This window comes from Bacteroides caccae (assembly GCF_002222615.2).
GTDB lineage: Bacteria > Bacteroidota > Bacteroidia > Bacteroidales > Bacteroidaceae > Bacteroides > Bacteroides caccae.
This window is the reverse complement of sequence record NZ_CP022412.2, coordinates 2,400,294-2,426,344: the sequence shown is the minus strand read 5'-3', so window position 1 is coordinate 2,426,344 and position 26,051 is coordinate 2,400,294. Positions and strand designations below refer to the sequence as shown.

The following is a 26,051-nucleotide window of genomic DNA, read 5'->3' as shown; positions in this document are numbered from 1 at the left end:
ACCGAGAAAGACGAAAATTGTTTAACCGAAGGATGTCAATAAAGTTTTTTAAAGCGACTCTTGCGCTTTTTTAAATTCATAAGGAGTCATTCCCGTTTTCTTCTTAAAAAGACTGTATAATATCGGAGCACTATTAAACCCAGCTTCATCTGCTATCGCGCGTATCGTATAGTGCGGATGTGTTTTTAGCAGTTGAATAGCATAATCAATACGCAACTCGTTGATATATCCGTTAAAATTAGTTCCGGTACATTCTTTTATCATCCGGGCAAAACGCGCGTTGTTCAAATGAACGATTTGCGCCAAGTCTTCTCTCGACAGTTCAGGAGAAAGATACAAACGATCTTGAACAACGATGCGATTCAATTCTTTAAAAATCTGTCTATTCTCGTCTTTTTCCCCGCTTGCTACTTCTGTGTCATCTTCGTCCGAAGATTCACACTGTTCTTCTTGTTCCTTCTCGAGCAATCTGTCTTCCAGTTCTATTTCTGATGATATAGCGAATTGCTCATATTCCTCCGACTGCTGATCCCTTTTTTCCTTATCGGCAAGTTTCTCATTGATCAACTTAGCCAACATTCTGTTTTTATATTTAATCGTTTTATTGAAACGCCACAGACGCCATAAGATAAACAAGGTCAGCAGAACGATACAGACCATGAAAGCAAGTGAGATATTCTTTATTCTTAATTGGAAAGCTTGTTGGGCAATGTATTCTTCTTTCTCAGAAGCACCGTACATCGCGTTCAACTCCAATGCCGCATTGTTTCTATCTCTACGATTAATGCTGTCTGTTATAGCTAAGATAGTCCCACGGGTCGCTGCAGCCTCTTTATAGTGGTGCATACCCAGATAAGCTTTCACCTCATGTTGAAGAACAGTCAGATATTGTTCATTCAAAGTATCTTGTTGAGTTCTCATCCATTCCTTGAAACCCTTACATTTCTCAAGAGCTTTCTCATACTGTTTGGAAATCATTAAATAAGGAACAGAGTACATTTTCCCATCCGGGGTATGAGATTCTTTCTTCGACAAGTATTTTTGATAATATTGTTCCGCCTGTGCATTCTTTTTTTCTACATAATAAATATAGGCAAGTTTTGCATACAAATAACTATATTGTCCGTCCACATAACCTTCGGGTATTTGAGGTAATGCCTCCAGCCGCTTTATAAGCTTTTCACGCTCAAAAGCAAGTTCCAAAGCCTCTTTAACACGTGAATCGTTCATTAAAAAGCTCATTTCTGCTCCATAATAGTAAGAAAGCAACATCATCTCCCGCATTTTATTTGAACCGCGCAATAATTTAATAGTACGGTCAAAATAATCATATGCTTTATCTTTAAAAGACAATCTCCAGTTATTCTCACCTATGCAGAAAAATAATCTGGCTTTGGCTTCTCGATCTTCCAACTCCTGTGCCAGTTTAATCCCACTGTATGCATAACGCATACTTTCATTATACTTGCTCATCATGGCCGAAAATTCCGCTAGATGAACTGTCATTTTCAACAGATGCTTCGGATCTTTTTGAGATATGGAATCAAGCAAATAAGCTTTTCTTGCATACATAAACGCCAGTTTATTCATATACATATTGCTATATGACAAACTACGCAACTCATTGATAATCCGCAAAGGAATTGCTTTTCTATTTTCTGCCTCATCCAATAATTGCAAAGCACGTTTAGGCTGTGCAATATAGATACTATTTATATACCCGGCGGTATATAGCGAATCGTCACTTACTGTTTCGTCAGCTCTCAGAATTTGGTTATGCACAAATAAAAATATGCAGATACATACCCCTAAATGTATATATTTCATATTATGTCTAATCATTTACAATTCAAAGGTAAATGATAATTTCATAAAATACAAAAGTGGATTCTATTTTAAGAAATAAAAATAAGAAACATTAGCATTATGCATCCGCCAAAGGCAGATAAACCGAAAAGCAACTACCTTCCCCGACTTCCGAACTTACTCCCAAACGTCCCGACAATTTTTCAACAATGATCTTGCAGATAGGAAGTCCTAAGCCACTCTCCTGTTCAAACTCATCACTCTTGTAAAAACGATCAAATATAGGTTCTATTCTCTGCTTCCTAAACTCCTGTTTTATCAGTTCTTCGAATTTTCCATGACCTATTTCGTCTTCAGAGAATGAATAGACAAGAGAAATATATTTTTTCGTCTATGATTTGAGCCGTACAATTGTTTTAGGTGATAGCCACTAAAAAAGGCAACTAACAAGCAAAGAGATGCAAAAATATACTTATATTTCAGGTTAACAGCTTTCATGTTTTATTTGTATGTCATGCAAAAAAAACATTATTTCCATAAAACAAACTCATTTTGTTAATAATATATTCAACTAATTTTCATTACCTAAAACTTCCAAACCAATATCCTACTACTTTTCGTCCCCTGATGCATCCGTATAACCTTGTACTCCGACACCTCGACAGCTTTCAACTTGGCATATAGCTTATCCAGATTCTTCTCTTTGGAAACCAAACTAGTGAACCACCCGCAATTTTTCCGGTATTTCCGGCTTTCGACAATCATATTCAGCAGGAAACGCAATTCGCCACCTTCACACCAAAGTTCATTCGCATTCCCTCCAAAGTTTAGCTTCGCCTTTTTTACTATCTCCCCTTTCAAACTACTCAATTTGCGCAACGTTCCCTCTTCCGCTTCCTCTTTCGAACGATGAAACGGAGGGTTACAAATTGTCACATCAAAATATTCATCGGGAGCAATGATGCCTTCAAAAATCTTTCTGCTATCTTTCTGAAGCCGTAACTCTATTTTATGAGCCAGCACCGGATTACAAGTAACTATCTTTCGTGCATTTTCTATTGATATGGGGTCAATATCTGAACCTACAAACATCCAACCATATTCTACATGCCCAATAATCGGATAAATGCAGTTTGCACCTACTCCAATATCCAGACATCTGTATGCAGATTTCCGTATCTCTCCATTTTCCACTTTCACATCTTTGCTTACAGCTTCCGAACCAATCAAATCTGCGATGTAATGAATATAATCCGCTCGTCCGGGAATAGGCGGACACAAATAGTTCTTCGGAATATCCCAATATCGAATGCCGTAGTAGCTTATCAACAACGCTTTATTCAACGCCTTCACCGCTTGCGGATTGAAGAAGTTAATTGTTTGCGTACCATAGGGATTGAGTTGTACAAACTTCTTTAAAGGCGGATAATTCTCCGTCAATAGAGAAAAGTCGTATTGCCCGTTGTGTTTATTTCTTGTATGTAGTTCGCTTCTTTCTGACATGGCGGCAAAGATACAGAGAATCTTCCTGTCTGCAAATTCTTCCCTATATCTTTTCCCGCACTATAAGTTATATTGTTTACAGTAACCATTTTAATATAGGCCGGCTGACCGAATCACAATCTTTTCCAACAACTGCTGTGTCTTTCCAATGCTATAAAAGCTGATAAATAATCAGATACGAGGTGAAAGAGTGAAAGGATTTTTATTCCATATTAAAGCATCTTAGAGGGACCTCTCTGATTTATTTTTGTTAATCTATGACTTGTTATGTAGCTTGTATGAGAATAAAAGACTATTTTCGGGATTGAAAAATATAAAAGACTATCACAAAATGAAAATTACCCGTGATGAATTGCTGATAGCAGCGTTCAAGCTGTTTATGTCCGTAAACTATGAAAAAGCCAGTTTTGCAGAACTTGGAAAGATGCTCGGAATGTCGAAAGCCGGAATATTCAAATACTACAAGAACAAACAGGAATTATTCATTGCCGTAGTGGATAAGTTTTGTTTTAGCGCGCAAAACCCACGAAACAAATTCACTGAAACGAACGGTACGTTTGCCGAATTTATAGATGAATACGTGAAAGGCGTACAACGAACAATGGATATGCTGAGTAATCTGATAGGCCCAGGTAGTGATAAGGTGGTACAAGGAAAGTTTTCATATCATGCCCAATATTTTCATTTTCTGTTTCAACTTCTCCAATATGACCCTAACGCCAAAGAAAAGCTCCATAATCTTATAGTCGGTGATTATGCTTATTGGCGTACCGCCATACAGCGCGCGATAAATACCGGAGAATTGAGAAAAGATGTGGATGTAGAAGATGCAGTAGTTATGTTCCGACAAGTTTACATGGGGCTGTCCTTTGAAATGTCTTTTCTCGGTGGACTGGATACGGAACGTCTTGCCAAACATTTACGCGCCGTTTACTCCTTATTGAAATGTTAGATAGTGCCGTCCGGCACATATTCCTTACCTACTTGTCTGTTGGTGCAAAAAAATATAAAAAAGCGTACGTTTACTTTTTCGGAATAGTTTTAAAAAGGGATCAATGAATAACCCTGAGGGTTAAATATATAAATTGTTATCTTTGTCTCCAAATTAATAGCTTATGAAGTTAAATGGTTATCACCTTCTTCTTCCTGAAGGAACTTTGGATTACTTTGATCTTGTTGATGTGAAGGAAAGCATGAATGAAGTTATCATTTACCTTGAGGAGAAGAATCAGCTCCCCGAGAAGTATGCTGGTCAAGAAACAGAGGATCAACGTAAGAATCTGAGGGATTTTCATTTTATGCATATAATTTAGCGAGTCTATATAAAAAGAAAGCTTTATCTCTTACTCCTCTGAACTGTGCCCTGAACGCTTTGATTTTAGCATTAAATGATTCTGCTGCTGCATTGGTAGCCCTTCTTTCAAAGAAGTTTATTATATTCAGATAGTGCGTTTGTATCGAGCGCGCTACCCTTCCAAAGGTGAGAAACCCCGCTTTGTCTACTTCATCATACCACCTTGCAAGCCTTGTCAAAGCTATATCTTTAAACTTACACTGATGATAGATTGATCCTAACCGCATGGCCATATAATATCCTTTCTTTATATCGGGATATTCTTTAAATAGAATCTCGGCCCGTATCCTTTGAGACTGAGTCCATAGCGATTCTTTTTTGTAAAGCAGATAAATACTCCTTGCCAGCAACTGTTTTCTTGTATCTCCATTGGCGAAAACGGGCGCATGATACATCTTTCCGCAGGCCTTTGCGTAAGCTATCTGTATGGACTCTTCGTCCAAAGCCTCCCAGCGAGCTTTCACCCGCATCTCCTGAACCGCTTCATACGCTAATTTCTGTACATGGAAACGATCCGTAACCCGTTTGGCAGCAGGGAAGCAAGTCCGGGCAATCTGTTCCATATTGGGAGCCATATCCAATGTTATCTCACGCACCTGGTAGCGGCGACGACGCGAAAGTTTAAGCAGGACAGAGGTAACCGTGCAAACATCCGTACCTTTAATGATACCAATAATACTGCCTTTACCACCGTGAGTCTCTTTATTAATCAACACAGTATAGAGTTCTCCACGGGAAAGAGCCACTTCGTCAATACAGACGTAGGCACCAATGTTCTTCTCAAACAGGAGCCAGTTCTCTGCGTGAGCAAGCTGATCCCAGTGTAGGTAATTACTTAAATGGTTGCGGTATTGACGTTCCAACAAATCCCCGTCAACGCCATATAAAGTACCCAATAACTTGCAACTGATCGGATAATTATCAATATAGTTCTTTTAAAAAAGACGCAAAGTCTTGCGTCAAACGAGTACCCTCAGCCACCATACGCCAATTGCGGGAAATATACTCATTGCTGCTTTTCAAAATCCAACGGCGACGACGGAGGTTCAAAAAGACTTTCTTGCCACGAAGAGGAAAGTCTTGAACAACAACAGGCTCATAAAACCCTTTACTCTCTGTTTCCGTCCAGCAGTAAATAGGGAGGATCTACTATACATCGAAATAGTAGAGGAAATTGGGCAGAAACTAGGAAGACAAATAGCCGGATTGATCAGTATATTCAATCCCGAATTGGTAATTATTGGAGGCACACTGTCATCAACTGGAGATTATATAATCAGCCTATCAAAACTGTAATACGAAAATACTCCCTGAATTTAGTCAATAAAGATGCTACCATCACAATTTCCAAGCTAAAGGATAAGGCAGGTGTGGTGGGTGCTTGTATGCTTGCACGCAGCAGAATGTTTGAGAATTAGAAAATGAATAACAACTATTCCTTTTCATATTGGGAAATGCGAATAGCTATAAGAGCCAAGAACGTAAGCAAACTACATCATGCCATAAATTCCTTTATGTAATGGCGAACCCTAGGAAATGACTGTTGCTATAATAATCTTTATGACATATCTCGTCATAAGAAAAAGTTTCACAAATCACACTTCGCTAGTTTATAGAATTTTACAAAATATTCCTTCATGCTTTCTCAATCCGAATGGTACCAAGAATTTCAATAAGTTTATCTGCACATTTTAGATGTGAATAATATTATCTCTTTCTCAATTTCATTTTTTCCTTCAAAAATATGAAGTTTTAAAATAATTGAGTATCTTTGTGTATATTTTATGCTTTAGAACATCAATCAACACTTTAAGAGAATAATTCTCACTTGAAATATAAGAACTTTTACTAATCTTGAATTGATAAAAATGCCATGAAACGCTTTTATCTTCTGTTCTTAATGCTTTACTGTTGTGCTCTCCAACAGCTATTCGCTATCTATTTCACCCGCATAGGAATTCAAGATGGCCTTCCTCAAATTTCTGTTTTATCTATCTGTCAAGACGCATTGGGTAGAATGTGGTTCAGTACAGAAGAAGGCGTATGTTATTACGACGGTGTAAAAATCACCGTACTGAAGTATCTGAAAGAAACAGAGGCTGATTCTATTCAAATTGGTAACAAAACACAATTCATATCGACCGATGAAATAGGAAATGTATTTTTTATTTCAGACGATCAACTCATCGGATACAACGTATATACTCAACAATTTAGTACACTTTTCAAACAGAATGTCCGTTCGATGACAACCAAAGGACAAGAGATATGGATCAGTAGCAACGACTCGATTCTGACCTATCACAGTGAAAACCATGCAATAACCTTCAAATGCAAATTACCTACTACGCGTCATTATGCCAATGCTATTTTAGTAGACAAAAGCGCACGATGCTGGATAGGAACCCCCAAAGGACTTTATCTATATGAAGAGACTAAACCGCTGCAAGAAGTACTTACCAATATCCATATCCAATCACTCTATCAAGACTCTAAACGTAACGTATGGATATCAACTCGTGGGAGCGGTTTATTTAAGATTGACCCGAAAAATCACATTTCATTGTTCGAACATCACCCTGGCAATCCAAACACTCTATCAAGCAATTTGGTTCGCGGCATTACCGAGGACAATTATGGGAATATTTGGATTGGCACTTTTAACGGATTAAACAAATATAACCCTAACAACGACCTGTTCACATGCTACCAGCAAGGGCCTTACCAAGGAAATCTTTCGCATTCTTCAGTGTTTCCACTATACAAAGACCGGCAGGGTACGATTTGGATTGGAACATATTACGGTGGAGTAAATTACTTTAACCCGGAAATGAATCTTTTCTCCGTGTATGAGGCAAGAAACGGTGGGCTAAGTTATCCATTTGTAGGAAAAATGGTAGAAGACAAGACTGGCAATGTGTGGATTTGTACAGAAGGAGGTGGTCTAAACTACTTCAACCGTACAACCAAACAACTCAGCAATTTCCAATCTAGCCACGGGAGTAACAGTATAGCTCATAACAATCTGAAAGCCATAGCTTATTCACCAGAACGGGACAAGCTTTACATCGGAACCTATACAGGTGGACTATGTATCTACGATATTAAGAATAATCGGTTCGAAAATCTGCTTTTCAATAATTCACGATATGAGCGTTTAGTGGGTGACAAAATCAACAATATAGGTATTTATAAAGATCTACTTATCTTCACCTCACCCAATGGAATTTTTTCCATGAATCTTGATTCAAAAAAAATCGCACGATTAGTACCCATTGATACTTTCTTCGGTAATGGTAGTTTTTTTATTGACTCGAAAAACCGTTTATGGTTGTCATATAATAACCGAATCTTTTTGACTGATTTACAACATACAGATCAATATATAGAATTTAAGCCTAATGAAAAAGGATTGAAAAGCAGTATCATCACACAAATTATCGAAGATCGTGACCACAGAATATTCATTACAACCCGTGGTGACGGACTATTTTTATATGAGGAAGAGAAAAAACAATTCAAGAATTACAATAGCCATAACAGTGGCATCGCAAGTAACTACTGTTATGAGATAGCAATCTCCACCTTGGGAGATCTTATCATTTCAGGAAACAAAGGAATCTCCTTTTTCTCTCCTGAACATGAAGACTTCAGAGTGATTGACCTAAAGAGCATTCCATTAACAGCAATTAACATAGGATGTGGTCTTCTGGTTACAAAAGATGGTGAAATTTTTGTAGGAGGAACCAACGGATTTGCAACATTTTATGAGCAACAACTTTATCAATCCCCCAAAATCTACAATCTCTATTTTACCCAGCTCTATGTCAACAACGAGTTAGTCATTCCACGCAAAGAAAATAGTATTCTACATTACAATCTTGCCTTGACTCGTAATATAGAATTAAGTCATCACCAAAACAATCTGATCATAAATTTTGCATCTAATAATTATGTGAGCTCCCTCAATGAAATTCAATATGAATATCGTCTTGAAGGTTTTGATGACAAATGGCTGTCTTGCAATAATTTCGAGATAAGCTATACCAACCTAAATCCCGGGAAATACACACTAGTCATTCGCGAAGCCGAAGTAAACCAATCCGGTTGGAAACCACAAAAGATTATGCTCAATATCCAAATACATGCTCCATGGTATGCCACATGGTGGGCTAGTATTTTCTATCTCGTCACCATCATTGGTTTGTTGTCCAGTTATTATAAATTTCAGAAATCGCAATATATGCTCAAGGCTTCTCTTGAACTTGAACGTAAAGAAAAAGAAAATTTAGAAAAAATAAATCAAGCCAAACTGCAATTCTTCTCTAATATCTCGCATGAGTTCCGAACTCCACTTACTTTAATCATTTCACAATCGGAAGTATTGATGAAAAGCAGAATCAGTTCGATTTCCCTATCAAACAAAATACTTGATATCTATCGAAACTCACAACTATTGATGAACCTCATTAGTGAATTACTCGATTTTAGAAAACTGGAACAAGGACAGATGCAACTAAAAGTTTCCAAGCAGGATATCGTTTCATTTGTTAACGAGATATTTTTGTCGTTCAAGGAGTATGCTTCTAACAAACAGATCGAGTATCAATTCAGTAGCAATGAACCAAAAGTATATTGTTGGTTTGATGCAAAACAACTGCAAAAAGTTTTTTTCAATTTGCTCTCCAATGCATTCAAATATACTAAGAAGAATGATCGTGTGATAGTCCAGATAGAAAATGAGTCTCAAATTATAAAAATAAAGGTTATTGATACTGGAATAGGTATTGACCGTGAATATCTGGAACATATCTTTGAACGATTTTATCAAGTTTCCTCCATTACACGAACACCAAGCACCGGAATCGGGCTTGCTTTAAGCAAGGCAATAGTTGAGATGCATCATGGTATAATCGAGGTCGATAGTACTCCGGGCAATGGAAGTACATTCATCGTAACATTACAAAAGGACAAAAAACTATTTGCTACCAATGAATATGTGGCATCTTCCGAAGAGTATATCCAAGAATTCGTTTTAGGAAAAGATATTTTCCATGAATCAAACATTTCAATTAACGTAATTAACGATGAGGAAAAATCTGTCATAGATCCTCATGCAGATAAAAAAAGCAATGCAATAGAAAAGCGGAAAGTATTATTAGTCGAAGACAACCACGAACTGTTGAATGTTCTTTCCAATTTGTTTTCTTCAACCTATGAAGTAGTTATGGCACACAACGGTAAAGAAGGTCTTGACAAAGCCCATGAGGAATTTCCCGACATTATTGTCAGTGATATAATGATGCCGGAAATGACTGGGATTGAATTATGTGAAACCATTAAAAGTGATTTCAACCTTTGCCATATTCCTATTGTATTACTGACCGCACTTGCATCCACACAGCAAAACATAGAAGGATTGACAAAAGGAGCTGATGACTACATTACTAAACCCTTCAATACTAGTATATTGCTAGTACGTTGCAATAATCTAGTTCATAATCGACTTATGCTACAGAAAAAATTCCAACAACAAGGATATACAGATACTGAAGTTATAGCCAACAATCCCATTGATCAGCATTTCCTAGATGCATTAAATAGTGTTATAGAGAATCATATAGATGACACAGAGTTTAATATTGACCACCTTGCTTGTGCATTAGGACTCAGCCGCAGTTCGTTATATGCTAAGTTCAAGTCTCTGACAGGTATTACTCCCAATGATTACATACTAAGTAAAAAAATCAAACGTGCAGCACATCTGCTTCAGTCCACTCAACTTCAAATTACAGAAATATCCGATATGCTCGGATTTGGCTCATCTCGTTATTTCACCCGCTGCTTCAAAAAAAGTTTTGGAATTGCACCATCCGAATATAGAAAAAAGGAGAATAGTGCGGAAAAATTGTCTGAATAGCTCTACAACCAGGTTTTTCCACCTTTTTTAGATAATAGGTGCTATTATTTCGGATGATTTTTTCCCCTATTTCCTTTCTATCTTCCCTACATTTGTCACCACTATAGATCACCGCCCCCAGTCTTCTTCAAGGTTGACTTTCGCATGCTAAGACCTAATCGAAGAAAATGAGGAAGTAATTTATAATGAAAAACATGTTCTACTAATAATTTTACTATGATGACTTATTACAAAAAATGCCGAATTTATGGAGTAGTATCTGTTGCATTCAGTGTACTATTTGCCTTTTCCGAATTTGCGGTAGCTGAACCATTATCCGTATTCAATGGCAAGACAGTGGTTGGTGTACAACAGACAAAACGTACAATCAGCGGAATCGTGAAAGATGCAACAGGAGCCATTATCGGCGCCACAGTCATGGAAAAAGGCTCAAATAACGGAGCTGTGACAAATATTAACGGAGAGTTTACTTTAAATGTCTCACCGGGGGCTACACTAGTTATCTCTTACATCGGATATAAAGATCATGTCATAACTGTTGATAACCAAGATTTCATCACCATATCTATGGTTGAAGATACGCAAAAATTAAACGAAGTTGTTGTGGTAGGATATGGTACCCAGAAAAAAGTAAATCTTTCGGGAGCAGTATCTTCCATCGCAGTAGACAAAATTACCGAAGGACGTCCCATCAATAATATTTCAAATGCACTTGCGGGTATGGCTGCAGGAGTCCAAGTGATGTCCTCAAGTAATCAACCTGGTGAGGATAATGCCTATATCCGTGTAAGAGGACAAGGTACACTAAATTCAGCCGCGCCCTTGGTACTTATTGATGGGGTTGAGGCATCTATCAATTCCGTAAATCCCCAGGATGTTGCCACTATCTCAGTATTGAAAGATGCTGCTTCTGCTGCTATTTATGGATCACGTGCTGCAAATGGGGTCATCTTAATAACCACAAAACAAGGTAAAGCAGGTAGCATAAAAATCAACTATAATGGATATGTTGCCTTCGAATCAATCCGTAGCACATTAACCCCGATATCAAACTATGCCGACTATATGGAACTCATCAATGAAGGTCTGTTGAACTCCAATCAACAAGAGCCTTTCTCGCAGCCTATGATCGATGCTTGGAAAAATGATGCAGGGAAAAATCCATTGCTTTATCCGAACACAAACTGGGTTAAAGAAACATTCCGTCCTTCCACCGCAACCACTCATACGCTTTCGGTGAGTGGAGGAACAGATAAGATTCGTTTTTATACCTCTTTCGGATATAACAACGATCCCGGTGTAATGGAGAATACAGGCCACAAATCTTATAATGCGCGTATCAATATAGATGCCAATGTAAAGAAATGGATCAAAATTGGTTTGCAGGCCAGCGGATGGATCTCTGATTCGGGAGTATCATCAGTCAGCGATGTATTCAAAACAGCAGTAGCTACTACACCGGGTATGGTATTCCGTGCTCCTGACGGACGTTATGGTGCCATGAATAATGTAGAAGACAACGCTCAGTCTGCAGGAAATAATCCGCTCAGGAAGCTCAACAGCCTGGAAGGGAACAAACGCAGCAACAGATACAAGGCAAGGTTCTATGGGACTATAACCCCGTTCAAAGGTTTCTCAGTTACAGCCTCCTACAGTGCTGAGTTTGTACATTCGCTCACAGAAAAAAAGCCTATTTTTGTGAATGGATGGAACTTCCAACTTGATTCAGAAACGTATACGCCAAAAGGGAAAACAAGTATTTCCAATTCACAAAGTAATATCGAACGTAATTTCGGAGATATTGTTGCCCGTTACGAAGCTCAGCTATTCAACCAACAGTTTACAATCAAGGCACTCGTCGGTGCCAGTCAAGATCAATACACTTCTAAAAGCTTTTCTGCAAACAAACAGGACCTTCTTGACATCAGCCTCAATGTACTCAACGCGGCAACAGGTGACGCTTCTGCTTCAGGATCAATAAGTTCTTGGGCAATGCGTTCTTTCTTCGGACGTATCAACCTGGGTTGGAAGGATAAATACCTTGCTGAACTCAATTTGCGCACTGATGGTTCTTCACGTTTTGCAAGAAAGAAGCGTTGGGGATATTTCCCATCCTTATCAGCAGCATGGCGTCTGGATCAAGAAGCATTTATGGAGAATATTGTAAGCAAAGGTCTTAATAACTTAAAACTTAGAGTTTCGTATGGTTCATTGGGAAACAACTCAATCGGTAATTATGATGCAATCTCTTTATATGGAAAAACAGTTTATGTATTCAACAATAAACCGGCAATCGGTATGGCTCAATCAGCGATTTCCAATGCCTCTGTCACTTGGGAGTCTACCTATGTCACAGATATAGGATTAGATTTCGGTCTCTTCAACAATCGTCTATCGGGAACCATTGATTGGTTCAATAAACGAACTGTCGACATCTTGATAAATCTCCCTACACCTGCCGTGCACGGTTCTACATCTATACCAAAACAGAACAGTGCCACAGTAACCAATAAGGGAATTGAACTTTCATTGGGATGGCAAGATCAAGTAAGTGATTTCAGTTATTACATTAACGGTAACTTCACCTATGTTAAAAACGAAGTAAACAAATACAAAGGTACAGGAGTCGACGGTCGTGAAATCAACGGTGCGAAGGTCTTATGGGAAGGTTACCCAATCAATGCCGGATACATGCTTCTAGTTGACCGAATCATTCAAACAGATGAAGACTTACAATTGGTACAAAATATGATTGACAATGCTCCGTTGGATAAGAATGGCAAAAAAATCAATCCATTCGCCACTTATGGAAAACCCGAAAAAGGAGACTTACTCTACAAGGATACAAATAACGATGGAATCATTGATAAAGACGATCGTCAAATTGTAAGTGACGGTCCGAATCCAAAGTTCTTCTATGGATTAAATGCCGGAGTTACCTACAAAGGTATCGACTTTTCAACCATATTTCAAGGTATCGGTGGAGTAAAGGTTTATTGGCAACAAGAAGGCTACAATACTCCAACCGTACGCCATGGCTATCAAATCAACAAAGAGATTGCCGATGGGCGTTGGTATGAAGGACGAACAGATGCAACATATCCTCGCTTATTGAATTATACAGATAAACGTAATACTCAGATTTCTGATTTTTATCTTGAGAACAAGGCTTTCCTCAAGATAAAAAACATTCAGTTAGGCTACTCATTGCCCAAAACTTTTGTAGCTCGTTTCGGAGTTGAGAAGTTCAGAATTTACGGAAGTTTGGAGAATTTCTTCACATTTACCAAATACAAAGGCTTTGACCCAGAAGTGAGTGGGATGAACTATCCGACCATGAAAAAAGCCGTTATAGGAATTGATTTAACATTTTAATCTATACGAATATGAAAAAATATATATCAATTTTATTAGTTATCGTCGCAATTCTTTCGGTATGTGCTTGCTATGACCTTGACAGATATCCAGAGGACAAGATAAATACCAATACGTTTTGGAAAACACAGCAACATGCAGAACAGGGAATCAATGCCATCTATGCCATGTTTCAGAATTATTATATTTTCGGAAGTTATTTCTCACTCGATTGTCTGGGAGAGGTAGGTACCGGATACGGGGAACACGGCAATGAGAATATTTCACGCGGAACCTATAACAGTCTCGATAATCGCATCCTAAACAGATGGACTTATCTGTATGAAGGCGTTGCCAGGGCAAATTTAGCAATTCAAAACATACCGAAGATACATGCTACAGACAGTGAAATCGCAACGCTTATGGGTGAGGCCAAATTTTTACGCAGCTTATTCTACTTCTATTTAACAGACTTTTTTGGCGGGGTACCCATTTATGATGAAAAAACAATTGTCTCAGAAGATTTTGCCAATATGTTGAATCCTCGTTCTTCTATCGATGAGGTAAGAAAATTCATTCTTAAAGATTTGGATGACGCCATCGCAACCCTCCCTACCGACAGAAGCAGTGATGCGAAAGGCCGCGTCACACAGAATGGCGCCTATGCACTCAAGGGTAAGGTTCTTCTCTATGCCAAACGATATGCCGAGGCAGCTACAGTGTTTGAAGAAGTTATCAACAGTAAAAAGCATACCTTATATTCAAGTTACGAGAATTTATTTAAACCTGGTGGTGACGAAAGTTCGGAAATGATTTTTGCCGTTCAAAACCTGGGAGGTCTAGGCCAAGATATAGGTATACCTAGCACTTTCTATATGGGTACCCGTGCATCATTTGGAGGATGTTGGAACAATGTTATGGCTTCAACTTCGTTGGTCGATTCGTACGAATGGAAAGATGGACGCGCGTTTAATTGGGAAGAAGTCATTCCAGATTTTACCGTCGACAAAAAAATAAAGGATAAAACTTTTAGAGCCACCTTATCAAGCGATAAAAAGAAAGTAACGAAATATCCGTCTACCAAGCAGATACTGCTTGACATGTACGAACAACGTGATCCCCGAATGAAAATGAGTATTATTCTGCCTTACACTACTTACAAAGGATGGGTATCCAATGCAAACAAAATTTGTGAGTTTGTGGTTGCGAAAGGTGCCCACGAATCCAACGGGATGATCCGCCACAACGGCAGCATGACCGACTCTTATTTGTTCCGCAAGTTTGTAGCAGAAGGAGATATGAACGGGGCCATAAACAACCGTGAAGATACGCCTATCAATTTCCCAATTATTCGATATGCCGATGTATTACTAATGCTTGCCGAATGTTACAACGAAATCAATCGACAAGATGAAGCCGTTACATTGATTAACCAAGTACGCAAACGCGTAAAGATGCCAGGAATTAACAGCGGTCCCGAATGGCTAAAAGCAGATAACAAGGAGGAAATCTTTAAGAGAATACGCCATGAGCGTATGGTAGAATTCGCTGCCGAGGGACTCAACTTCAGCGATATGAAAAGATGGGGAGTACTTGAAGAACTCAACAATAAGCAGGAAACCGGATTTACCGGTGTAGTGTATTATACACGAAAAGTATCCGAAAGAGATTATCTTTGGCCTATTCCGGCTACAGAAATAGATAAGAATCCAAATTTAAAACAAAACCCCGGTTGGGGGAATTAATTATCTAAAACAGAAACATATCGGACCGATGTCATTTTCAAGCATCTGTCCGATAAAAAAACATTCATTATGACAACAAGATTTTTACTGATTTTATCCTTCTTTCTTTTTCCGCTATTCTCATCGTGTGGAAAATCTGACTCTCCAGTAGGAAACGAAAAAGAAGATATAGATGACAAAGATCCTTTCTTAGCAGAACACCCCCGACTGCTATTTTCTGCTGCAGAGGAAGAAAGGGTACGTGAATTGATGGTTACAGATCCATTAATGAAAGAACTGTCCGTCTATCTACGTGAGGAAGCTCAAAAACTGATTGGAGCCGACCAATATCCTTATAAGACAGGGACTAGTGCCTTGCTTACTGCCGCACGTGATTATGTCTATCGCCTAATTACACTTTCATTGGCCTATAGAATGTTTGAAGAACAATCTTTTCTCAAAGAATCAGAAACCATCCTAGAATGGATCTGTAAATATCCCGATTGGAATAAAGTTCATTTTCTCGATACGGCAGAAATGACAATTGCAGTATCAATTGCTTATGATTGGCTGTACCATGACCTTTCACCGGAGATTCGGCAAAAAGCAAAAAACTGTATTCTTCAACATGCTCTTCTAATAGCCTTAAAAGAGTATAAAAACGGGGACGAAGGAAGCTGGGCTAAACGCGAAACAAATTGGAATGTAGTATGTAACACAGGTATGTCCTTTGGCGCTTTGGCCATCAGTGAAGATTACCCTGATTTAGCCAAAGAAATCATAGACAATGCCGTGAAATATATACCCAATTGCCTAAAACATTTCCAACCTGATGGAGTTTGCTATGAAGGACCTAGTTATTGGGAATATACCACAATGCATCTTGCCATGTTCTTAAAATTACTTAATGATAATTTCAAAACCGACTACGGATTGGGAGAACTCCCCGGTATAAGTAAAACTGCACGCTATTATGTTAATACTGTCAGTCCGTCCGACCAAGTTTTCAATTTTGCCGATTCGCCTGAAGACTACCCAGTCTACAAATCACCTGTTTTTTTCTTTTATAGTAAATATTACAACCAACCAGAAGTAGCATCATGGTATAGAGCCCTCATTCAGAAGCATGTAATAAATAAGAAGGAAAATCCTAAATGGCATTTCTTCCTTTGCATTCCTTGGTACGACAATGCTCCTTCAACCGTTGTTACTCCCAACAAGTTACAAGTTTTCTATGGAGTAAATGATATTTTTGTGTTTAACGGCGATACAGCAGCTGGTTCCCTCTTTCTTGTTGGTAAAGGTGCCGATCCCGACATGGCTCATCAACACTTGGACGGAGGCTCGTTTATGATCGAATCGGAGGGCGTGCGCTGGACTGATGAAACAGGAGCAGAGAAGTATAATCTTCCCGGTTTTTGGGATTATTCTGCAAGCGGATTACGGTGGTCTTATTTTCGAAACACCAATCAGGCACATAACACAGTAACTATCAATGATGAGATCCAATATCCGCTAGGACGTGCTTTTATAAAAGAAGCGGATATCCAATCTGAAGAGCCCCAAGTTGTTCTCGAAATGACTACACTCTATCCAAATACAAACAAATTCACCCGCACATTTAAGCAACAAGATGCCAATACCATCGTGTTAACCGATGACATTACCCTACTCTCTACCTCCGATATTATCAGATGGTCGATTGTGACAAAAAAAACGGTTAAAACAGATGAGAACAGGGCTATACTGACATCGGGTGATAAGAAGCTTTATCTTACTATACTTGAACCGCAAGGAGCCAAGTTTTTTACAAAAGAAGCTGAAACAAACTCAGCAAATGAGAAACCTATCCATGGATTCACCTTATTACAATTTGAACATAGCGGTGAACGCATAAATACCCTAAAGGTAAAAATGAGTTCCATAAATGATTAACTAACAACAGAAAAATAATATGATTTGCTTTCGCATACTATACTTGACCAGTCTGTTACTGTTCGGAATCAATATCTCTTTGTGGGGATACGAAAAACGCGAACTTTTGCAAAAAGAGGTAACGTTGGATGAACTAAAATCAACCCTCGTCACCGAACAGAAGTGGGTTATCTATCCACCCTATTCCGACCGTAAGCAATGGAATGCTCTTTTAGGAGATTATAAAGATCATCTTATCCGGCAAGGAGAGCAATTTCTAAAATACAATTGGCAGGTCATCAAAGCCTCTGATTTTCTTGCTTATGAACGTATCGGCAGCCGTAACCGGATGCAGGGACCTCATAATAAAAATAATATGGCCCTTTCTGCCTTAATTCTGGCTGAGCTGGCCGAAGGAAAGGGACGATTTTTAGAACAAATAGTTGACGGAATCTTTTTTAATTGTGAGAAAACAACGTGGGCTGTCTCAGCTCATTTGACAGCCATGCAGAAATCAGGAAGGGCATTGCCAGAACTTGATGATCCTATTATTGACTTAAGCAGCGGTGAAATAGCTGCATTAATGTCATGGGCTCACTATTTTTTTCAAAAAGAGTTTGATGCCATCTCACCACAAATCAATGTACGTTTGGAACGTGAAATCCATCGTCAGATTTTTAAACCATACATGAATGTGAGCCGTTTCCGTTGGCAAGCAATCAACTATAAACCAGGATTACTAGTTAACAATTGGACACCTTGGTGTAATTTCAATGTCTTACAGTGTTATCTGCTTTGGGAAAACGATCGTAACAAACTGGCTGAAGCAATCTATCGCACAATATGTTCAGTCGACCAATTCATTAATTACGCTCACTCTGATGGAGCTTGCGAAGAGGGTCCCGGGTATTGGGGACATGCAGCCGGAAAGCTCTACGACTATCTCGAATTGCTCTCTATAGGAACAAGTAAAAAAGTAGATATCTTTCACCATCCGATTATTCGTAACATGGGTGAATACATCGTACGTTCCTATGCCGGCAAAGGATGGGTCGTGAACTTCGCAGATGCCTCAGCCCGTGGAGAAGCGAAACCTTCGCTTCTCTATGCTTATGGCAAAGGCGTAGACAGCAAGCTTATGAAGGAGTTTTCTTCCTACCTTCTTCTTCAAATGAAAGAAGAACAAAGACGGATTGCGCTCACCCAAATCGGCACGGATATTTATCGAGGATTACGGGCATTTTCTTGCCTGCCTGAAATATTAAAGATATCCCCCAAGTTCGAAATCCCTTCCTACTCTTTTTATCCAGAAACACAGTTCTGCTACATGTATCATAAGAACAGTTTCTTCGTTGCATGCAAGGGAGGATATAACAATGAAAGCCATAACCACAATGATGTAGGCAGTTTCATTCTCTATTCTGATTCGATACCAGTCTTTATCGATGTAGGGGTTGGCACCTATACCCGGCAAACCTTTAGCAAGGAACGTTATAAAATCTGGACCATGCAAAGCGATTATCATAATTTACCCCAGATAAACGGTTTTTCTCAGCAGTATGGCAACACCTACAAAGCAGATAACTTTGAATTCGATATCAGACGAATGTCGCTTTCTATGAACATCGCTCCGGCCTATTCTCGTGAGGCGCAGATCCAGAAATGGATCCGTACCTACCAGTTAAAAAAGAGCGAACTTATTATCAAAGAAAAATTTCAGTTGAATGCGGCCCATTTGCCCAACCGAATTCATTTCCTCACCTGGAACGACGTAGACGATTCAACGCCAGGAAAGCTCACCGTCCAAGTGAAACAAAATGAAAAAGTATGCCTTTCCTACAACCCCCGGCTATTTTGTTGTGAAGTAGAAAAGATTACACTTCAAGATCCGCGTTTGTCGAATATATGGGGCGAGCGTCTGTACCGTATTTCATTAAAAGCCATAAATAAAGAATTGAATGGACATTACGTATATAAAATTTTTAAAATAAAATAATATGAAATTGATTTATTTATTTTCAGTTCTAGGACTATTGTATGCATGCAATACAACGCATAAATTAAACGACAATGTGATTGATGAAAATATTGAATTTGCCTACAAACAAATCGGAAATGAGATTCAAGCTATTGAGAAAAGCGGCAAATTTATGAATCCAGTCACCTTAGGAAAAGACGGCCGTACGTACTATTGTAAATACACCGACTGGAGAAGTGGCTTTTTCCCAGGTTCGATATGGTATCTCTACGAACTCAGTGGTGATCCAAAGTTACTTCCAGTTGCCCAAAAATATACCCAAGCGCTAAAAGAGGCTCAGTACTTGACGTGGCATCATGATATAGGGTTCATAATCAACAACAGTTATGGAAATGGTTATCGCCTCACCGGTGACACAACCTACCGTTCAGTAATTCTACAGGCAGCCAAATCCCTACAAACACGGTTCAGACCGGTTGCCGGAATCATCCAATCTTGGGATACAAAATTTGGTTGGCAAGCAGAACGGGGATGGGATTGCCCAGTAATTATTGACAATATGATGAACCTAGAGTTACTTTTCGAAGCCACCCGACTTTCGGGTGATTCCGTATTCCACAAAATTGCTGTATCGCATGCTGATCGAACTTTGAAAGAGCAGTTCAAAGCAGATGGAAGTTGCTACCATGTCGTTGATTATGCTACCGGAACCGGTCAAGTAAGAAGCCGACAAACTGCACAGGGTTATTCCGATGAATCCGTTTGGAGCCGTGGACAAGCGTGGGCCGTCTACGGCTACACTCTCTGTTATCGCTACACCCATGATTCCCGATACCTCCACCAAGCAATGAACACTTTCCGAATGATGAAAAATCATCCTTCGATGCCCCAGGATCTGATCCCCTATTGGGATATGGACGCTCCGGACATTCCAAATGAACCTCGTGATGTTTCGGCGGCTTCATGTATGGCCTCTGCACTTTACGAACTTAGCACCATAAAAGAGCTACCTGACGCACATTTTTGTATGGAATATGCCGACCGAATCATGATAACACTCTCATCCAAACAATATCGTGCCGCACTCGGTACCAACGGAAACTTTCTACTTATGCATTCAGTAGGCAGCATACCCCATCAGTCCGAAATCGATGTGCCGCTCAACTATGCCGACTACTACTTTTTAGAAGCATTGAAACGGAAACGTGATCTTATGAAATAAAAAATAAAATTACTCACTTACCCACTTATATTATGAAATATCTTTTTATAATGCTTCTGTTAGGATGGACAGTTTATGCCTCAGCCCAACAGACCAAGAAATACCCGTTAGAACAATATGAGGAACTAACCGATAACAAGCCACACGATAGTTCCAAGATATGGAGTCAAGTAGTCCAACCCCGATTCGCATGGGGCTCTATTGATGTCCGATACCCGAAAAAGAGTGTGCCCAAAAAATTACTCCATTCGACAAAACAGGTACTGAGAGGATGGAAAGGAGAGCGTGTTCATGCTCAAGCTGTACTTTACACAGCTAACGATCTCCATCAAGTACAACTTGAAACCAGTGCCTTGACAAACGGCAACCACACCATCCCAGCTACTGCAATCTCCACGTATTTTGTACGCTACGTAATGACTGACGAACTTAACAAAGATGGGAAAGGAGGCTGTGGAAAACGTCCTTTTACCACAGAATGGGATTCTTCGCTAGTGGCAGATGTCCTTGACATTACCAAACAAATAGAAGTGAAAGCTTGTACTACCCAACCGATATGGCTTAAGATCAGGATTCCTTCAGACATTAAAGCCGGAATTTACAAAGGCCATCTGACAGTGAGAGGAAACAACCTATCTCCACAAACACTCGCCTACCAGATAGAAATAGTCGATCGACTTTTACCTCCTCCGCCACAGTGGACTATTCACCTCGATCTCTGGCAAAACCCTTATTCAGTCGCTCGTTACCATGAGGTAGAGCTATGGAGCAAAGCCCATTTCGATGCCATGCGTCCCATCATGAAGATGCTAGCTGATGCAGGCCAGAAAGTGATTACGACAAGTATCATGCACAAACCCTGGGCCGGCCAGACACAAGACCATTTCGACAGTATGATTACGCGCATCAAAAAGGTTGATGGCAGTTGGTTTTACGACTATGCCGTATTCGACAAATGGGTTGAGTTTATGATGAATGAAATTGGAATAAGAAAACAAATCAACTGTTATACCATAATTCCCTGGAATTTACAATTCGACTACTATGATGAAGCCACCAATCGGATACTTTTTATCAATACCAAACCTGGTGATTCGGCCTATAACGATTATTGGGGGGCATTCCTGAAAGACTTCTCGAAACATCTTCGTAAAAAAGGGTGGTTCGAAAAAACAACGATTGCCATGGACGAACGTCCAATGGAAGCCATGCAAGAGGCTATCAGTGTAATAAAGCAAGCCGATCCGGCATTCAAGATTTCGCTAGCGGGAAAATATCACGATGAATTAGAAGCCGATCTATACGACCTCTGCATTCCTTATACATACAAGTTCCCAGACAAAGTAAAAGCCGAACGTAGGCGCCAAGGAAAGGTTAGTACCTTCTATACCTGTTGTAAAGAGGCATTCCCAAACACATTCACCTTTTCACAGCCCGTCGAAGCAACATGGACACTTATTCACACGGCAGCAGCCGACTACGACGGTTACTTGCGTTGGTCATTCAATAGTTGGACGGAACAACCTCTACAAGATTCGCGCTTCCGCTCTTGGGCTGCAGGCGACTGTTACAGCATCTATCCCGGTCCACGAAGCAGCATCCGTTTCGAGCGCCTTGTAGAAGGTGTACAAGCTTTCGAAAAGATTCGTATTTTAAAAACAGAGTTTTGCATAAAAAATGCCCACAAGAAACAAAAACAACTCGAACGATTACTTAGCGGTTTTATGCCGGGTAAAAAAGTTAACTATCAGAAGATTGCTCCACAAATGGTCAAAGAGTTGCACGATTTTTTAAATCAGCGATAATTTTTTAATTCGCAGCATTACTATTCTAAATTAGTTGCCGAGGCATAGCCAAACCACAATTAATTCTGAGATAATATCATATGAGGATGTACCCTGGGCGCATCCTCTTTGTTCATATATGTAGTGAAATATTTTTATAAAATATTTAAACCTTATCGGCTACTATTCGCGATCACGATACACTTGTGCCGGATTTCAATGCTAAAATCAAAGCATTTAGAGCACAGTTCAGAGGAGTAAGAGATAAAGCTTTCTTTTTATATAGACTCGTTAAATTATATGCATAAAATGAAAATCCCTCAGGTTTTTACGTTGACCCACATTCAGGCCTTCACCTTGTTGGGGCGCAAAAATAAAAAAGCACCGTAATCAGCTGATATACGGTGCTTTGAATGACTTTTTGAAGGCTTTTGTAAAGTCCTTCGTTCTTGTTTCAGCGGAGAGACAGGTTCTATCACCTATCATTTCAAACAATATCACAAACTCGTAATATCTTGTTAATTACCAAGTTATTACAAAGCAAACAGAAAATAAAATATCTCTTAATATCTTTGCATATCTCACTTTTTGGGTGTATTTTTGGGTGTCAATTTTCAAACACACCCAATTATGAATATCAAAAGAAACATCATTTTCGCACTGGAAAGCCGGAAGAAAAACGGTGTGCCAATCACAGAGAATGTGCCTATCCGTATGCGTGTGATATTCGCAAGCCAGCGTATAGAGTTTACAACGGGCTACCGCATTGACGCTACCAAATGGGATACGGACAAACAAAGGGTAAAGAACGGATGCACAAACAAACTGAAGCTAAGCGCATCCGAAATCAATGCAGACCTGCTAAGACAGTATACGGAGATACAGAACATCTTCAAAGAGTTTGAAGTACAGAACGTACTACCCACACCCGCACAGATAAAGGACAGCTTCAATGCAAGGATGAAGGATGCACCAGTCACAGAGCAGGAAACAGCCGAAGGACCTAAAATCAGCTTTTGGGAGGCGTTCGAGGAGTTTGTAAGGGAATGCGGGAAACAGAACGACTGGACAGACGCAACCTACGAAAAATTCGCTGCGGTAAAGAACCACCTGAAAGAGTTCAGGGATGAACTTTCCTTTGATACGTTCACCGAGAACGGTCTGAATGACTATGTGGACTTCCTGCGTAACAAGAAAGATATGCGTAACAGCACCATAGGCAAGCAGATAGCCTTCCTGAAATGGTTCCTGCGGTGGAGTTTCAAGAAAGGGTACAATCAGAACATGGCTTATGACAGCTTCAAGCCCAAGCTGAAAAACACACCCAAAAAAGTGATATTCCTCACATGGGAGGAACTGAACAGACTGAAAGACTACAAGATACCCCAAACCAAGCAGTATCTCGAACGGGTAAGGGACGTTTTTCTGTTCTGCTGTTTCAGCGGGCTGCGCTATTCGGACGTGTACAACCTCAAACGGAGCGACATCAAGCCCGACCATATAGAAGTGACCACCGTAAAGACAGCGGACAGCCTTATCATAGAGTTAAACAACCACAGCAAGGCGATACTGGAAAAATACAAAAGCGTACACTTTGAAGATCACAAGGCACTTCCGGTCATCAGCAACCAAAAGATGAACGATTATTTGAAAGAACTGGGGGAACTTGCGGAAATCAACGACCCGGTAAGGGAAACTTACTACAAGGGAAATGAACGTATAGACACCGTCACACCCAAATACGCCCTGCTGGGAACCCATGCCGGAAGACGGACATTCATCTGCAACGCTTTGGCATTGGGTATTCCCGCACAAGTGGTGATGAAGTGGACGGGACACAGCGACTACAAGGCGATGAAACCATACATAGACGTTGCCGATGACATCAAGGCCAATGCGATGAACAAATTCAACCAACTGTAAACACAACAATAGCATGGAAGAAAGAATAACCTCAATGATACCCCGCTACGGGAAACTCAACAAGACATATACGGAAATAACATCCGGTGACGGCCTCTCTTTTGAGAAGCAGAAGTTCATTCATGACTTTTACAAAGAGTATGAAGACACACAGACCTTTGAAAAGGCACTTATCAGCCTCATGCTTGAAACGGAGGGTACGCACTTTTCCATATTGCTGAACAGCCTGAAACGGGAGATTGAAAACAATATCTCAATGTATAATACCTGCAAGGAGTTTTTCGACCGTCTCGATATTGAACATATCTGCCGGCAGCATGAAAGATGTCATGACCGGGACATCGAAAGACAAATGCAAATCACAAACGAATATTACCGGGAACTTATGGAAGCTAACGGATCTTTGGAGGCAGTCGGTTTCAGGGAACATGATCGTCAGGAAGAGGAAAGGTTGGAAAAAAGATACGGGCAGTGCAAACGGGAATACGACAGGGAGAAAGCCAAGCTGGATGAACTATATGCACAGAAGGAACAGGCAAGGCGGGAAGCCCTACAATACCTGAAAAACCGCTGCGGAGACATATACAGGCTGGACGGATCGCTGCTGGCAATCCTCGAAAAATACATGACCGGCCAAAAGAAAAAGGAAGGGGAAGAAAAAGAGGCCGCCACACCGACACCCTCACCCACCTATTTTCCCATGAAACTCTTGTCAGCCGTTTACGAAAAATGTAACGGTGAACAGTTCGAAGCCATTTCCGAACTGGACTTTTACGCCAGCATGAACCTGCAACCGTGCGAAGGCAAACTGATAATAAGACCGAGGGAAAAGGCTCGTGTATGTTATCTTATTTTCCTTATGGGTGAAACACTGCACAAACCAGACAGAGAAAAATGGAGAAAGGACATCATGAACCTGCTGGGAATAGACGACACATACTATAAATCAAAATACAAAGAACCCGTTTCCGATTTTCCCAGTGACAGCAATCAGATATTTGCGAAGGAAATGCAGTCAATATTCCGATAGTCAGCGATACGCCACGACATTCCACGAAACAACCACTTTTACCACCCGAAATATTTTTCACCACTCTTTATTATCTTCTGATATTTAGTGAGATAGCGTGATACCCCATTCACGCTATCCACATCCTTACCACCCGTATTCGGGATTAACTTTGCACTGTTCGAACGAAACAAAAAAGCCCGTGCGCAGGGCTTACAGTACAAACGTTAAATTCATTCCAACATGGAAATCAGAGAACTTTTATCAAAGCCCGTATGGCAGATGACGGGAGAGGAATTTATATTACTGAACCGACGCCCTGCAGGAAAGGGAAGCGAGAGCAGCACAGCCCGCAGCCGATACGGAAAAGAAATACGTGTACGGGATAGGCGGCATAGCACGCCTGTTCGGGTGCAGTATGCCCACAGCAAACCGCATCAAGAAAAGTGGGAAGATAGACAGAGCCATTACGCAGATAGGACGCAAAATCATCGTAGATGCGGACATGGCACTCGAACTGGCAGGACACAAAAGCGGGGGACGCAGATAAGGAGGTACGG

The 26,051-nt window shown here is 40.0% G+C and carries 14 protein-coding genes and 5 pseudogenes; 14 read left to right on the top strand and 5 right to left on the bottom strand.

The window, feature by feature from the left end:
• Positions 1-48 precede the first annotated feature (48 nt).
• The 3 genes from CGC64_RS09470 to rlmF all read right to left on the bottom strand — a co-directional run bounded on the left by CGC64_RS09470 (position 49) and on the right by rlmF (position 3,309).
• Positions 49-1,818, bottom strand: coding sequence for a helix-turn-helix domain-containing protein (locus CGC64_RS09470; RefSeq protein WP_085959253.1), 1,770 nt, complete (start codon positions 1,816-1,818; stop codon positions 49-51).
• A 106-nt stretch (positions 1,819-1,924) separates the two neighbouring features.
• Positions 1,925-2,152: a sensor histidine kinase gene (locus CGC64_RS19115; RefSeq protein WP_373160994.1), complete on the bottom strand. Its 228-nt coding sequence runs from the start codon at positions 2,150-2,152 to the stop codon at positions 1,925-1,927.
• Positions 2,153-2,391: 239 nt separating this feature from the next.
• The gene (gene rlmF, locus CGC64_RS09460) at positions 2,392-3,309 is read right to left on the bottom strand and encodes a 23S rRNA (adenine(1618)-N(6))-methyltransferase RlmF (RefSeq protein ID WP_005677654.1); all 918 of its coding nucleotides are present in this window, start codon (positions 3,307-3,309) and stop codon (positions 2,392-2,394) included.
• Between the two features lie 331 nt (positions 3,310-3,640).
• On the opposite strand from rlmF, the gene CGC64_RS09455 reads away from it, so the two are divergent.
• Complete coding sequence (locus CGC64_RS09455; protein ID WP_005677653.1) at positions 3,641-4,261, top strand: TetR/AcrR family transcriptional regulator; 621 nt, start codon at positions 3,641-3,643, stop codon at positions 4,259-4,261.
• 163 nt (positions 4,262-4,424) lie between these two features.
• Positions 4,425-4,580, top strand: a pseudogene (locus CGC64_RS09450) (ISAon1 family transposase N-terminal region protein); the annotation flags it as partial.
• A 25-nt stretch (positions 4,581-4,605) separates the two neighbouring features.
• On the opposite strand, the gene CGC64_RS09445 reads toward CGC64_RS09450, so the two are convergent.
• Together CGC64_RS09445 and CGC64_RS09440 are read right to left on the bottom strand one after the other, a co-directional pair.
• Positions 4,606-5,559, bottom strand: a complete 954-nt coding sequence (locus CGC64_RS09445) for an ISAon1 family transposase (RefSeq protein ID WP_438264363.1) — start codon at positions 5,557-5,559, stop codon at positions 4,606-4,608.
• A gap of 25 nt (positions 5,560-5,584) precedes the next feature.
• Positions 5,585-5,797: pseudogene (locus CGC64_RS09440) on the bottom strand (ISAon1 family transposase N-terminal region protein); the annotation flags it as partial.
• On the opposite strand from CGC64_RS09440, the pseudogene CGC64_RS09435 reads away from it, so the two are divergent.
• The 12 genes and pseudogenes from CGC64_RS09435 to CGC64_RS09385 form a co-directional block, all read left to right on the top strand.
• Positions 5,792-6,081 (top strand): annotated as a pseudogene (locus tag CGC64_RS09435) (ROK family protein); the annotation flags it as partial. The pseudogenes CGC64_RS09440 and CGC64_RS09435 sit on opposite strands and share 6 nt — an antisense overlap.
• A 455-nt stretch (positions 6,082-6,536) precedes the next feature.
• Positions 6,537-10,583 carry a two-component regulator propeller domain-containing protein gene (locus CGC64_RS09430; RefSeq protein ID WP_005677651.1) on the top strand — a complete coding sequence of 1,349 codons (4,047 nt, stop codon included), beginning with the start codon at positions 6,537-6,539 and terminating at the stop codon, positions 10,581-10,583.
• A gap of 216 nt (positions 10,584-10,799) precedes the next feature.
• Complete coding sequence (locus CGC64_RS09425) at positions 10,800-13,958, top strand: SusC/RagA family TonB-linked outer membrane protein (protein WP_005677650.1); 3,159 nt, start codon at positions 10,800-10,802, stop codon at positions 13,956-13,958.
• 11 nt (positions 13,959-13,969) lie between these two features.
• Positions 13,970-15,682 (top strand): RagB/SusD family nutrient uptake outer membrane protein, encoded by a 1,713-nt coding sequence (locus CGC64_RS09420; RefSeq protein ID WP_005677649.1) that lies wholly within the window; start codon positions 13,970-13,972, stop codon positions 15,680-15,682.
• Between the two features lie 69 nt (positions 15,683-15,751).
• Positions 15,752-17,596, top strand: coding sequence for a heparinase II/III domain-containing protein (locus CGC64_RS09415; protein WP_005677648.1), 1,845 nt, complete (start codon positions 15,752-15,754; stop codon positions 17,594-17,596).
• Between the two features lie 19 nt (positions 17,597-17,615).
• The gene (locus tag CGC64_RS09410; RefSeq protein ID WP_005677646.1) at positions 17,616-19,571 is read left to right on the top strand and encodes a heparinase II/III domain-containing protein; all 1,956 of its coding nucleotides are present in this window, start codon (positions 17,616-17,618) and stop codon (positions 19,569-19,571) included.
• Between the two features lies 1 nt (position 19,572).
• Positions 19,573-20,775, top strand: a complete 1,203-nt coding sequence (locus CGC64_RS09405; RefSeq protein ID WP_005677644.1) for a glycoside hydrolase family 88 protein — start codon at positions 19,573-19,575, stop codon at positions 20,773-20,775.
• A gap of 32 nt (positions 20,776-20,807) precedes the next feature.
• Positions 20,808-22,580, top strand: a complete 1,773-nt coding sequence (locus tag CGC64_RS09400) for a DUF4091 domain-containing protein (protein WP_005677643.1) — start codon at positions 20,808-20,810, stop codon at positions 22,578-22,580.
• A 191-nt stretch (positions 22,581-22,771) separates the two neighbouring features.
• A pseudogene (locus CGC64_RS19335) lies at positions 22,772-22,867 on the top strand (transposase); the annotation flags it as partial.
• A gap of 322 nt (positions 22,868-23,189) precedes the next feature.
• On the top strand, positions 23,190-24,482 hold the full coding sequence (locus tag CGC64_RS09395) for a site-specific integrase (protein WP_005677642.1): 1,293 nt from the start codon (positions 23,190-23,192) through the stop codon (positions 24,480-24,482).
• A 13-nt stretch (positions 24,483-24,495) separates the two neighbouring features.
• Positions 24,496-25,512 (top strand): hypothetical protein, encoded by a 1,017-nt coding sequence (locus CGC64_RS09390; protein WP_005677641.1) that lies wholly within the window; start codon positions 24,496-24,498, stop codon positions 25,510-25,512.
• Between the two features lie 222 nt (positions 25,513-25,734).
• A pseudogene (locus CGC64_RS09385) lies at positions 25,735-26,041 on the top strand (DUF3853 family protein).
• Positions 26,042-26,051: the final 10 nt, after the last annotated feature.

Bases quoted from the DNA above. Each gene is read 5' to 3' on its own strand.
- rlmF (WP_005677654.1), bottom strand. From the start codon at position 3,309: ATGTCAGAAAGAAGCGAACTACATACAAGAAATAAACACAACGGGCAA.
- CGC64_RS09455 (WP_005677653.1), top strand. From the start codon at position 3,641: ATGAAAATTACCCGTGATGAATTGCTGATAGCAGCGTTCAAGCTGTTT.
- CGC64_RS09430 (WP_005677651.1), top strand. From the start codon at position 6,537: ATGAAACGCTTTTATCTTCTGTTCTTAATGCTTTACTGTTGTGCTCTC.
- CGC64_RS09425 (WP_005677650.1), top strand. From the start codon at position 10,800: ATGATGACTTATTACAAAAAATGCCGAATTTATGGAGTAGTATCTGTT.
- CGC64_RS09420 (WP_005677649.1), top strand. From the start codon at position 13,970: ATGAAAAAATATATATCAATTTTATTAGTTATCGTCGCAATTCTTTCG.
- CGC64_RS09415 (WP_005677648.1), top strand. From the start codon at position 15,752: ATGACAACAAGATTTTTACTGATTTTATCCTTCTTTCTTTTTCCGCTA.
- CGC64_RS09410 (WP_005677646.1), top strand. From the start codon at position 17,616: ATGATTTGCTTTCGCATACTATACTTGACCAGTCTGTTACTGTTCGGA.
- CGC64_RS09405 (WP_005677644.1), top strand. From the start codon at position 19,573: ATGAAATTGATTTATTTATTTTCAGTTCTAGGACTATTGTATGCATGC.
- CGC64_RS09400 (WP_005677643.1), top strand. From the start codon at position 20,808: ATGAAATATCTTTTTATAATGCTTCTGTTAGGATGGACAGTTTATGCC.
- CGC64_RS09395 (WP_005677642.1), top strand. From the start codon at position 23,190: ATGAATATCAAAAGAAACATCATTTTCGCACTGGAAAGCCGGAAGAAA.
- CGC64_RS09390 (WP_005677641.1), top strand. From the start codon at position 24,496: ATGGAAGAAAGAATAACCTCAATGATACCCCGCTACGGGAAACTCAAC.